Below are 11,121 nucleotides of genomic sequence, written 5' to 3'. Positions count from 1 at the left end.
CTCACGCCGTCTTCGTCGCTTCGGTCGGATCGGGGCAGGGGGGATGCGGGGCGTCGCCCTTGGGACAGGCCTCGCTCATCGGCGCGGTGGCCGCGGAGAGCCCGATCCAGGCATCGACCGCCGCGACGTCGAAACCGACGGAGCGGACGTCACCGACCTCCATCAGCGGCCGGCGGATCAGCAGCGGATCGGCCAGCATCGCGGCGATCGCTTCGGTTTCCGAGACGGTTTCCGGCACCACCTCGCCGGCCTTCACCCGCGGGCTCGCGCGGTTGAACCAGTCGGCGACCGGCCTGTCGCCGAAGAAGGACCTGAGCCGCGCCGCCTCCCAAGGTTCGGTGAGCAGGCTCCTGGCGACGACCGTGTGGCCGGAGGCGGCGAGCAGCCCCTTCTGCCGCGTGTTGTTGGCGCAGCCGGGCTTCTCCCAGAACGTCACGATCGCCATTGTCGGGTTTCCTCCATTCGCGGTGGCTCGGAGAAGGCCCAGCAAGAGCGATGCCGCGGGGAGGGCGCGGCGGGACCCCCGTCGTCACCTCAATTGTCGAAGATCCGTTCGCGCTCGGACGGACGGAACGCTGACAGCGAGTCTTCCGGTACGGAGCGCTCGCAGGATTCCGAGGCGCGCCGGATGCGGTAGACCCGCGCGGCCGTCTCGCTCGGCATGGCGCGGATCACGGTGCAGCGCTGCGGTCGCGCCGAAGGCCCGGGAGTCCACACGGCTTCCTGGCCGGCCTGGAATTTCATCTTCATGGTCGGATTCCTTCTTCGATGGATGGATGCGCGTCGGGCTCGCCGATCGGCGTTCGATCGCGCCGATCACCGGTGCGGTCGAACGAGACGGTGTCGTGCGACCCGTCGGCGGCGATGTCGACCGTTGTTTCGAGCGGCGGAGCCCGGTCGCCGCACCGGCGTCGTGCCGGGGGCGGTTCGTCGTCGATCGTCCCGAGATCTCGGTTCGACCCTGTCCATGGCCGATGAAGGCCGCGAACGACGTGTTCGGAAAATATTTGCAAAAGCTGAACGAAGTCTATGTTTTTTTGAAGACACCGGAAAATAAATCCGAAATCGATTGCAATATTTTCTTGGAGAGCGCACTGTGAAAAAATCGAATGAAAGCTCGAAACGATGATCGTGTGCAATGTCAATTGCGCCGACGGTTGGTCGTTGTCTGCAAGAGATATTCGATTTTCTGAAAAGTGATTTTCGGAAATACGTGAAAGGAATTGAACATGTCCACCGGAACCGTGAAATGGTTCAATGCCCAGAAGGGCTTCGGCTTCATTCAGCCCGACGACGGCGAGAAGGATGCCTTCGTGCACATCTCGGCGGTCGAGCGCTGCGGCCTCGGCGACCTCTTTCCGGGCCAGAAGCTCGGATTCGAACTGGTGACCGATCCGGTCACGGGCAAGATCTCGGCCGATCGCCTCGCCGTCCTGGCCTGACCGATCCGCTCCGGCGCCTCGAACGAGACGCCGGCGGGTTCTGCGCGGGGCGGGCACCGCCCGCCCCGGAACGCGTGCGGGTTCAACCGACGAAGAGGAGGCCGTCATGGCCAAAGGTCAGAAGCGCGGCAATCGCGAAATCCGAAAACCCAAGGTCGACAAGCCCAAGGAGGCGATCGTCGTGGCCGCCAACTCCGGCGAGGCCATGGTCGCGGCGATGAACGACCGCAAGAAGAAGAAATGACCATGTCCGTCCGCTCCAGCGAGGCGCTGGTCACCCTGTCGCATCCGTTCCGGACCTCCGGGCTCGACGGCGTCCAGCCGGCCGGAACCTACCGGGTGGTGACCGACGAGGAGGAGATCATCGGCATCTCGTTCCTCGCCTTTCGCCGCACGGCCACCATGCTGCACGTTCCGGCGATCGAGATCTCCGGGACGGCCCGTCAGGTCGTCGCCATCGACCCGGCTGAACTGGACGCCATCCTCGAAGCGGATTCACGCCCCGCCTGAGAGGCGCGTCGATCGGAGGCCCACGTTGCGTTACCTCGGCAGACTTCACGGCCACGGCGTCGTCTCGGCGGAGGGACGGGACATTGCCCGCGCCTCCTACGACATCGACGGCTTCGCCGTCGGACCACACGTCGTCGTCGGCAGCGGCGAGATCCGCTCGAGCGCCGCCGGCCTCGGGCGCGCCTTCGGGCGCCGCGGCATTCGGCTGCGCACCGACGACGGCCGCCTTCTCGATCTGCGTTTCTCCGAAAAGACCCTACGCGAAGACAGCGTCGCCGCCCACGTCGACGTCGCCGGCGATCTGCCGACGTCGTCCGAGGGCTGGCACGGAGCGATCGCATCGCCCGCCGCCCCGGCTCCGGCCGCAAGCGCGGCGCCACCACGACGCGCGCGGCGTGACGCCTCTGCGGCGCGCGCCTTCGACACCGACCTCGTCCCCCAGATCTGACCGATCCCGACCGCGCCGTCCCAACGGCGCGGTTTTTCGTCGTGCCCGCGAACCCGTCCGCCCCCGCCGACGGAGAGGCCCATGCGCGTCCGCCGGCTCACGCGGTTCCCATGGCGACCACCAGGACGTGGTGTCCGGGCGCGAGGTCGACATGGACCGCACCGTCGTCGCCGAGGATCATCGCGGCGCCGTCGAGGGTCACTTCCCCGATCACACGTGTCCGCACGCCGACCGGCTTTTCGACGCGCAGGTCGATCCGCGACGCGCCGATCGTCACCGTGGCCGAGAAGCCGGGCCATGCGGCGGGAAGGCAGGGGGCGACGACGAGGGTCTCGCCGGCGCGACGGATGCCGAGGATGCCCTCGACACCGGCGCGGTACATCCAGCCCGCGGCGCCGGTGTACCAGGTCCAGCCGCCACGGCCGACGTGCGGCGCCACCGAATAGACGTCGGCGGCGACGACATAGGGCTCGACCGCGTATCGCTCGACCGCCTCGGGCGTCAGGGCATGCGCGATCGGGTTGAGGAGTGCGAAGAGGCGATGGGCGCGATCGCCGTCGCCGAGTGCGGCATGGGCCAGGATCGCCCACATGGCGGCATGGCTGTATTGGCCGCCGTTCTCGCGCAGACCCGGCGGATAGCCGCGGATGTAGCCGGGATCGTGCGTCGTCGCGTCGAAGGGCGGCGTGAAGAGCAGGGCGAGGCCGTCGTCCTCGCGCACCAGCAACCGGTCCAGCGATTCCATCGCGGTGGCGGCGCGGCGCGGATCGGCGGCCCCCGACAACACCGCCCAGGACTGGGCGATGGAATCGATCCGGCACTCGTCGCTCGCCGCCGAGCCGAGCCACGTGCCGTCGTCGTAGGTCGCGCGGCGATACCAGGCGCCGTCCCAGGCCTCCGCCTCGACGCGGGCGCGCAGCAACGCGGCATGGTCGCGCCAGCGCGCCGCGCGGACGGGGTCGCGGGCGTCGGCGAAGGGCACGAACTGCGCGATGGTCTTCAAGAGGAACCAGGCGAGCCAGACGCTCTCGCCCTGGCCGCCTTCGCCGACCCGGTTCATGCCGTCGTTCCAGTCGCCCGTGCCGATCAGCGGCAGGCCGTGGACTCCGGCGAGCTCGATGCAGCGGTCGAGGCCGAGGGCGCAATGCTCGTAGAGCGTCGCGCATTCGTCGGCGATCATCGGCTGGAAATAGGCGTCGTGGTCGCCGGGACCGAGGCGCGGGCCGGTGAGGAAGGGCACGACCTCGTCGAGCACGGCGGCGTCCCCCGACGTGGCGACATAGGTGGCGACGGCATGGCCGAGCCAGACCCGGTCGTCGGAGATCCGCGTCCTGACGCCGATGCCGGTGCCCGGCATCCACCAGTGCTGGAAGTCGCCCTCGACGAACTGTCGGCCGGCGGCGCGCAGCAGATGGCGGCGGGTCTCGGCCGGCAACGCCGTCGACAGCGCCATGCCGTCCTGGAGCTGGTCGCGGAACCCGTAGGCGCCGCTCGCCTGATAGAAGGCGGAACGCGCCAGGATGCGGCAGGCGATCGTCTGATGCAGCAGACGGCCGTTGAGCATCACGTCCATCGCGGGGTCGGGGGTCGAGACCTGCACCGTACCGAGCAGTGTCCGCCAATGCGCCGTGACCTCGGCGAAGGCGGCGTCGAGATCGGCGGTGCGCCACTGCGCGATCAGGCTCCGCGCTTCCTCGATGGTGCGGCACTCGCCGAGGAAGGACACCACCTCGACCGTCTCGCCCGGGGCGAGCTCGACCGTGCGCTGGAGCGCGGCGCAGGGGTCGAAGCCGGCACCGGCACGACCGCCGAGTGGGGCGTGCCCGTGGAAGGCGGCCGGCGCCGCGGGCGAGCCGTTGCGGCCGAGGAACTCGGTTCGGTCGCAGGTCCAGGCGGTCTGGCGGCCGGCGAGATCGGCGAAGGCGACACGACCCGAGAAGCCGAGGCTCCAGGGATTGCGTGCGACGAGGAGACCGGTCTCGGCGTCGAGCGCGGTGGCGACGAAGGGCGCGGAGGCGCCACGGCGCGTGCCCAGCACCCATTCGGCATAGGCGGTGACCGACAGTCGCCGCGGTCGCGACGTCAGATTGTGCAGGACGAGCCGCGAGATCTTGATCGATCCGGCGATCGGTACGAACTGCGTCAGCGCGAGCGCGATGCCGTGGGCGTCGTGCTCGAAGCGGCTATAGCCGAAGCCGTGGCGGGCGACGTAGGTGCCGCCGTCGCGGATCGGCTGGGCCGTCGGGCTCCACAACTCGCCGGTCACCTCGTCGCGGACATAGAAGGCCTCGCCGGAAGGGTCCACGACCGGATCGTTCGACCACTGGGTGATCTGGTTCTCGCGGCTGTTCTCGCTCCAGGTGTAGCCGCAGCCCTCGGTCGAGACCTGGAAGCCGAAGTCGGGATTGGCGACGACGTTGACCCATGGGGCCGGCGTGGTGCGGTCGTCGTCGAGGATGGCGACGTATTCGCGGCCGTCGTCGGCGAAACCGCCGAGACCGTTGAAGAACGCGAGGTCGGGGCGCGCGTCGTCCGACATCCGGGTGAGCGACAGCGACGCCCTGCGCGCCCTGCGGATCGGCGCCGCCGCGACGGGGAACGACGCCGTCGCGCGGGCGAGCTGATCGGCGAAGGGCCCGCGTCGGGCGATCAACACCACACGGGCGACGGATTCGATCAGCGCGCGCGCCTCGACGCTCATCATGTCGGCCCTGAGGGCATGGACGGTGCCGCGTGCCGGCTCGTCGCCGAACTTCGGGCGCGACTGGCTGGAGCGCAGCGCCGTCTCGATCGCGGCCTGGAGATCCTGCACGTAGGAGGGCGCATGCTCGTTGACGATCACCAGATCGACCGCGAGCCGCTTCATCCGCCAATATTCGTGGGCACGCAGCAACTGCAGGACACAGGGCAGATCCTCGCTGTCGTCGATGCGCATGAGGACGATCGGAAGATCGCCGGAGATCGCGTGCGGCCACAGGCTCGACTGCGGAGCGGCGCCGCGGACGATGGCGTCCGAGGAGGCCCGGAAGCGGGGATCGGCATAGAGGATCGGTGCGGCGAGGCGCTGGAAGTCGGCCGCTTCGACCGGATCGATGTCGAGATGGCGCAGCTGCACCTGGGCCTGGGTCCAGGCGAGCGTCTTGGCGCGGTCGAAGGCACTGCGGTCGTGATGGGTGTCGACGAGGGCCAGGACCTCGTCCCGCGACGACGCCACCACCGTCCAGAAGGCGACGCGGGTCGGTTTGCCGGCCGGCACCTTCACCCGGCGGCGCAGCGCGAAGATCGGGTCGAGCACCGTGCCGACCGAACCGGAGAGCGGCAGGCCGTCGACCAGCACGGCGCTCGCGGCGATCGGGCGGCTGCGGCCACGGAAGCGGGCGCGGTCGGTCTCCCATTGCGGCTCGGCGATGGTCTCGCCCTCGACGACGGCGAAATGAGCGGCCCAGACCGGCGTCTCGTCGGGCGAGCGCCGACGGCGGGTCGCCAGCAGGGCGCCGAATTCCGGCACATACTCCGTCTCGACGAACATCTTGGCGAAGGCGGGATGCGCCGCGTCGGCGGCGACGCCGGTGAGCACCAGTTCGGCGTAGGAGGTGAGCTCGATCTCGCGGGTCCGCCGGCCGGTGTTGGTCAGCGAGACACGGCGGACCTCGCCGTCGTCCTCGCCGGAGACCAGAACCTCCAGGGTGGTGGTGAGCGAACCGTCGCGATGGACGTAGTCGGCGTGATCCTCGCCGAACACCACCTCGTCGCCGCCGAGCAGACCGGCAGTCGCCGACCAGACCCGACCGTTGGCGGTGTCGCGCAGGAAGACGAAGGCGCCGTCGGCGTCGCGGGTGGCGTCCTCGCTCCAGCGCGTCACGGCGATGTCCTGCCAGCGGCTGTAGCCGCCGCCGGTGGCGGTCGCCATCACCGCGTAGCGGCCGTTCGACAGGAGATGGGTGATCGGCGGGCCGTCGTTCGGCGCGTCGACGCGCCGCACCGTCAGACCCCGCACCACGCCGGCGCCGGCGACGGCCTTCATCTCCTCGGCGCGCGGGCGGGCGGTGGCGACGTCGCGCGGCATCCGCTCCTGCAACAGCAGCTCGCAGGCCCGGATCATCGGCTCGCGATGGAACCGCGACCGCATCCGGCCACCCTGAAGCGCATTGGCGATCGCGACGATGGTCATGCCCTGGTGATGCGACATGTAGGAGTGGACGATCACCACCGCCGTGCCGTCGGGCAGGCGGGACGGAGTGAAGTCGAGCGCCTCGTAGAAGCCGTGGCGGCCGGCGCCGCCGATCGCGGCGAGACGGTCGAAGTTGCGGCGGGAGCCGTGCGGGTCGACCATGGTGGCGAGCCCGGTGGCATAGGGCGCGATCACCAGATTCTGCGCCAGACCGCGCTTCAGCCCGAGGCCGGGCACGCCGAAGCTCGAATATTGATAGGTCAGCTCGAGGTCGCGGGCACTGTAGGCCGATTCCGAGATGCCCCAGGGAATGCCATGCGCCCGGCCGTAGGCCTCCTGGCGCTCGACCACCAGCCGGTTGGTCTGCTCGAGCAGGCTGCCGGCCGGCGCGCGCATCACCAGCGACGGCATCAGGTACTCGAACATCGACCCCGACCACGAGATCAGCGCCGAACCGACGCCCAGCGGGGTCGCCGAGCGACCGAGACGGAACCAGTGACGGGTCTCGACGTCGCCCTTGGCGATCGCGAAGAGGCTGGCGAGCCGCGCCTCGGAGGCGAGCAGGTCGTAGCAGTTGGGATCGAGATCGTTGTCGTCGACCGAGAAACCGATCGACAGGAGTTTGCGTTCGGGATCGAGCAGGAAGGCGAAGTCCATCGCCGTCGCCATCGCCCGGGCCGCGGCGGCCACGGCCGTCAGGCGATCGACGAGCTTCGGATACGCGGTGCGATCGTGGTCGTGGGCCAGAACCGCGCCGAGGAACGTCCCCGACCAGAACGCCGCATCGGCGTGGTCGTCGCCGGCGGGGGCGAGATCGCGGGCGAGATCGACGAGCTTGCCGGCGAGCCGGGTCAGGACGGGCAGCAGCGTCTCGATCGCCCGGGCGCCGTTCAGTTCGGTCTCGATCTCGTCCGTCAGGGTGACGAAGGCGCGGTGCCGATCGCCCCTGACCGAGGTCGGCAGGTAGGCGGCACGGCGGATCAGGGCGAGGATGTCGAGCAGGCCGGTGCGGATCTCGGGCGAGGCGGTGCCGTCGAGCCATTCCTCGCAGGCATTGGCCACGACGATCAGGTGGCCGGCGAGATTGCCGCTGTCGACGCAGGAGACGTAGGCCGGCGGCAACACGCGCAGGTCGCGGATGTCGTACCAGTTGTAGAAATGGCCGTTGTGCGTGGGAAGCCGGGCCATGGCGGCGAGCGTGGCCTCGAGCCGTTCGACCGTCTCGGTGGTGCCGGCCCAGCCGAAGTCGCGGGCGGCGATCGCCGAGAGCAGGTAGAGCCCGAGATTGGTCGGCGAGGTGCGATAGGCCACCACCGGCTCGGGGTCTTCCTGAAAATTGTCGGGCGGAAGCCAGTTGCCTTCCGCCGTGACGAAGGTCGCGAAGAAGCGCCAGGTCGAGAGTGCGATCAGGCGGAGATGCCGCGTGTCGTCGGGCGTGGCGGCCCGATCGCGGCCGGCGGTCCGCGACCGACTCACCCACGACGCCAGAGCCGGCGCGACGAACCAGGCCAGCGCGAAGGGCGCGGCGACGAACCAGGACGACGGTTCGATCGCCACCGCGACGGCGGCGAGACCGAGGCCGACGACGGTTCCCCCCGCCATCCGGCGACAGGCGTCGACGACGCCGGGACGCGAGCCGGCATGGGACTGGGCGGCCGTCGTCCACTCGAGCAGGTGACGACGGGTCCGACGGAGACGATGGAGGGTGCGAACGACGACATCGCCCATGCTCCAGGCACGATCGGCGAGGAACGTGATCGAGAGCAGCGTCCGGGCGAACGCCAGTTCGACGTCACCGAGGAGCGCGCGGACGTGATTGCCGAGGCGGATGCCGCTCCGGCGCGGCACCAGCGAATGGACGACGGGAATGAAGGCCGGGATCGCCATCGCGACGACGACGGCCAGCGTGGCGCGCAGCGCCGCCGGACCCGGCAGCATCCAAGCGACGGCGAGCGTTGCCAGGGTGAGCGGCGCGACGAGCGAGCGGCGGAGATTGTCGATCATCTTCCAGCGCCCGACCGGCGGCACCGCCAGCGGTCCGTGCGTGGTGCCGAAGATCCACGGCAGCAGCTGCCAGTCTCCGCGCGTCCAGCGATGCAGGCGCTTGGCGGCGACGTCGTAGCGGGCGGGATATTCCTCGACCACCTCGATGTCCGAGGCGAGCCCGGCGCGGGCGAAGACGCCTTCGAACAGGTCGTGGCTGAGCATCGTGTCGTCGGGCACGCGGCCTTCGAGCGCCGCTTCGAAGGCATCGACGTCGTAGATGCCCTTGCCGGTATAGGAGCCTTCGCCGAAGAGGTCCTGATAGACGTCGGACACGGCGGCGGCGTAGGGGTCCATGCCGCCGGGGCCGGAGAATACCCGCTGGTGGACGGATCCCTCGTGGCCGATCGGCAGCGACGGCGTGACGCGTGGCTGCAGGATGCCGTAGCCCTCGACGACGCAGCGGGAGACGGGATCGAACCGGGCCCGATTGAGCGGGTGGGCCATCTTGCCGATCAGCCGGATCACCGCGTCGCGCGGCAGGCGGGTGTCGGCGTCGAGGGTGACGACGAAGCGCACGCCGGTCGGCACCGAAGGCCCGCCGTCGGGGCGCGGCACGTGGGTCGTGTCGGTCGCGCCGCGCAACAGGCGGTTCAATTCGTGCAGCTTGCCGCGCTTGCGTTCCCAGCCCATCCACATGCCCTCGCTCGCGTCGAAGACACGGCGGCGATGCAGCAGCAGGAAGCGATCGCCGCTCGGCGCCGGGCCGTGGCGCCGATTGAGGGCATCGATCGCGGCGCGCGCCGTCGCGAGCAGGGCGTCGTCGCCTGCGACCGTCTCGGTCGCGGCATCGAGCCCGTCGGTGAGGAGTGCGAAGGCGAGATCGCCGCCGGCCCCCGACAGATGGTGGATCTCCAGCCGCTCGATCTGTTCGAGGATGTCGGCGGCGCCGGTGAGCAGCGTCGGCACCACCACGAGAGTGCGCAGCGACGTCGGCACCCCGTCGGCGAGTTCGAGCCCCGGCAGGGCGACCGGGCCGAAGCTCCAGACGACGGCACGGTCGACCAGCGCGGTCGCCGTCTCGCCGGCGGGGAGGATGCCGACCACCCCCAGGGCGATCAACCAGCCGACACCGAGGCCGGGGGCGGCCGATGCGACGGCCCACAGGGCCACCGCCAGCAACGCCAGGGCGACGATCACCGAGGCGCCGACGTAGCCGCCGATGCCGAGCGAGGCGTCCAGGCGGTTCAGCCGCAGGCGTAGCGGCGGGCGGAAGCGCAGGCACTGTTCCAGGGCACGGCGGCCGCGGGCGATGAGGTGATGACCGGGGTCGCCGCAGCGCTCGGCCTCGCCCGGATCGTCGGCCTCGGCCGCGGCGGCGCGGGCGGCGCGCAGGGCGTGTTCGGCCACGTCGAGTTCGCTGTGCGGCGAGCGGCGAGCCAGTTGCTCGACGGCGTTGCGGTAGAGATTGCGGGTGGCGAAGTCCATGTCGGCGAAGGCACTCTCGGCGCGCAGGCGCTCGTCGACGAGGCTGACGCTCTCGAACAGGTCGGCCCAGTCGATGTCCGAGATCAGCCGCATCGAGGTGATGACGTTGCGCGCCGAGACGTTGGAGGCGCCCTGGCGTTGCTGAGCACGCTGGACCACGTCGGCGACGGAGGTCTCCTGCCGGCCGAGCCGCTCCTCGAGCCAGCCGAGGGCCGGCGTCACCCGCGGATCGAGATCGCGCAGCCGCTTGGCCAGTTGACCGGCGAAGACGTCGGAGAGGGGCCCCGGCGAACGGGACGAGATGTCGGCCTCGAGCGCCGAACGCGTGTCTCCGGCCTTGGCCAGACGATCGGCCAGCGCGTCGGCGTCGGCGCGTTCGATCAGCCCCGAACCGATCTGGTCGCTCAGGCGCCGCAGGTTCTCGATCAGCACGACGCGCAGGGTGATGGCGATCGCCCACAACTCGCCGATGGTGAGCGGTTGGACCTTCTGATAGGCGACGACGAAGCGGCGCAGCGTCTCGGGATCGAAGTGGCTGTCGGTGTGGGTGACGAAGGCCCAGGCCATGCCGAAGACGCGCGGATAGCCGGCGAAGGGGCCGTCCGCCAGCTTGGGCAGCTGGCGGTAGTAGCCGGGCGGCAGATCGTCGCGGATCTCGCGGATCTGCTCTTCGACGATGTGGTAGTTGTCGAGCAGCCATTCCGCCGCCGGCACGACGTCGCGGCCCTTCTCGATCTCGGACGCGTTCGTCCGATAGGCGGCGAGGAGCACGGCGGCGTTGTCGTCGAGACGCGCACGCAGCGGCAGGACCCGCGGGGGTCGATCGGTGATCGACTGGGCACTCGCCAGGCTCGCCGCGTGTTGTTCCAGGCGTTCGATGCCGAAGATCTCGCCGCGGATCGGAAACGTCTGGTCCCAGGGCGCGGGAGCAGCGCGACGCAGGAAGGGAAGGCCGGAGAAGCTCATCGTCGTCGCCACGTGCAAACCGATCGTTCGACCGGCGCGGGCGGGGTTGCCGGTGCCGTGGAAAGGGGCAGGAGAAGGTCCTGCCCGGCGCCTTCGCCGGGCGGGGTGGCCCG

At 70.1% G+C, this 11,121-nt stretch carries 8 protein-coding genes; 5 read left to right on the top strand and 3 right to left on the bottom strand.

Annotated elements, in window-relative coordinates; genetic code table 11:
- Position 1 precedes the first annotated feature (1 nt).
- Positions 2–445, bottom strand: coding sequence for an ArsC/Spx/MgsR family protein (locus ACT53U_RS04500; RefSeq protein WP_476153123.1), 444 nt, complete (start codon positions 443–445; stop codon positions 2–4).
- An 89-nt stretch (positions 446–534) separates the two neighbouring features.
- Complete coding sequence (locus tag ACT53U_RS04495) at positions 535–750, bottom strand: hypothetical protein (protein WP_476153122.1); 216 nt, start codon at positions 748–750, stop codon at positions 535–537.
- Positions 751–776: 26 nt separating this feature from the next.
- Here ACT53U_RS04495 and ACT53U_RS04490 point away from each other — a divergent pair, with 26 nt between their 5' ends.
- From ACT53U_RS04490 to ACT53U_RS04470, 5 genes are all read left to right on the top strand, one after another.
- On the top strand, positions 777–1,100 hold the full coding sequence (locus tag ACT53U_RS04490; protein ID WP_476153120.1) for a hypothetical protein: 324 nt from the start codon (positions 777–779) through the stop codon (positions 1,098–1,100).
- 129 nt (positions 1,101–1,229) lie between these two features.
- Positions 1,230–1,442: a cold-shock protein gene (locus ACT53U_RS04485; protein WP_476153118.1), complete on the top strand. Its 213-nt coding sequence runs from the start codon at positions 1,230–1,232 to the stop codon at positions 1,440–1,442.
- Between the two features lie 106 nt (positions 1,443–1,548).
- Positions 1,549–1,686 carry a hypothetical protein gene (locus ACT53U_RS04480; protein ID WP_476153116.1) on the top strand — a complete coding sequence of 46 codons (138 nt, stop codon included), beginning with the start codon at positions 1,549–1,551 and terminating at the stop codon, positions 1,684–1,686.
- Positions 1,683–1,952: a hypothetical protein gene (locus ACT53U_RS04475; protein WP_476153114.1), complete on the top strand. Its 270-nt coding sequence runs from the start codon at positions 1,683–1,685 to the stop codon at positions 1,950–1,952. Before ACT53U_RS04480 ends, ACT53U_RS04475 begins: the two co-directional genes overlap by 4 nt.
- Before the next feature lie 25 nt (positions 1,953–1,977).
- Positions 1,978–2,400: a hypothetical protein gene (locus tag ACT53U_RS04470; RefSeq protein WP_476153113.1), complete on the top strand. Its 423-nt coding sequence runs from the start codon at positions 1,978–1,980 to the stop codon at positions 2,398–2,400.
- 97 nt (positions 2,401–2,497) lie between these two features.
- On the opposite strand, the gene ACT53U_RS04465 is transcribed toward ACT53U_RS04470, so the two are convergent.
- Entirely contained in the window at positions 2,498–11,008 is an 8,511-nt protein-coding gene (locus ACT53U_RS04465) for a GH36-type glycosyl hydrolase domain-containing protein (RefSeq protein WP_476153987.1), read from the bottom strand.
- Positions 11,009–11,121: the final 113 nt, after the last annotated feature.

The organism is Pinisolibacter sp. DMC19 (assembly GCF_056313985.1).
The sequence above is the reverse complement of the archived record's forward strand: the minus strand, read 5'-3'. Positions and strand labels throughout refer to the sequence as shown.

What these genes read in the sequence shown, in the direction of transcription:
- ACT53U_RS04490 (WP_476153120.1), top strand. Translation starts at nt 777, where the DNA reads ATGCGCGTCGGGCTCGCCGATCGGCGTTCGATCGCGCCGATCACCGGT.
- ACT53U_RS04465 (WP_476153987.1), bottom strand. Translation starts at nt 11,008, where the DNA reads ATGAGCTTCTCCGGCCTTCCCTTCCTGCGTCGCGCTGCTCCCGCGCCC.
- ACT53U_RS04495 (WP_476153122.1), bottom strand. Translation starts at nt 750, where the DNA reads ATGAAGATGAAATTCCAGGCCGGCCAGGAAGCCGTGTGGACTCCCGGG.
- ACT53U_RS04475 (WP_476153114.1), top strand. Translation starts at nt 1,683, where the DNA reads ATGACCATGTCCGTCCGCTCCAGCGAGGCGCTGGTCACCCTGTCGCAT.
- ACT53U_RS04500 (WP_476153123.1), bottom strand. Translation starts at nt 445, where the DNA reads ATGGCGATCGTGACGTTCTGGGAGAAGCCCGGCTGCGCCAACAACACG.
- ACT53U_RS04485 (WP_476153118.1), top strand. Translation starts at nt 1,230, where the DNA reads ATGTCCACCGGAACCGTGAAATGGTTCAATGCCCAGAAGGGCTTCGGC.
- ACT53U_RS04480 (WP_476153116.1), top strand. Translation starts at nt 1,549, where the DNA reads ATGGCCAAAGGTCAGAAGCGCGGCAATCGCGAAATCCGAAAACCCAAG.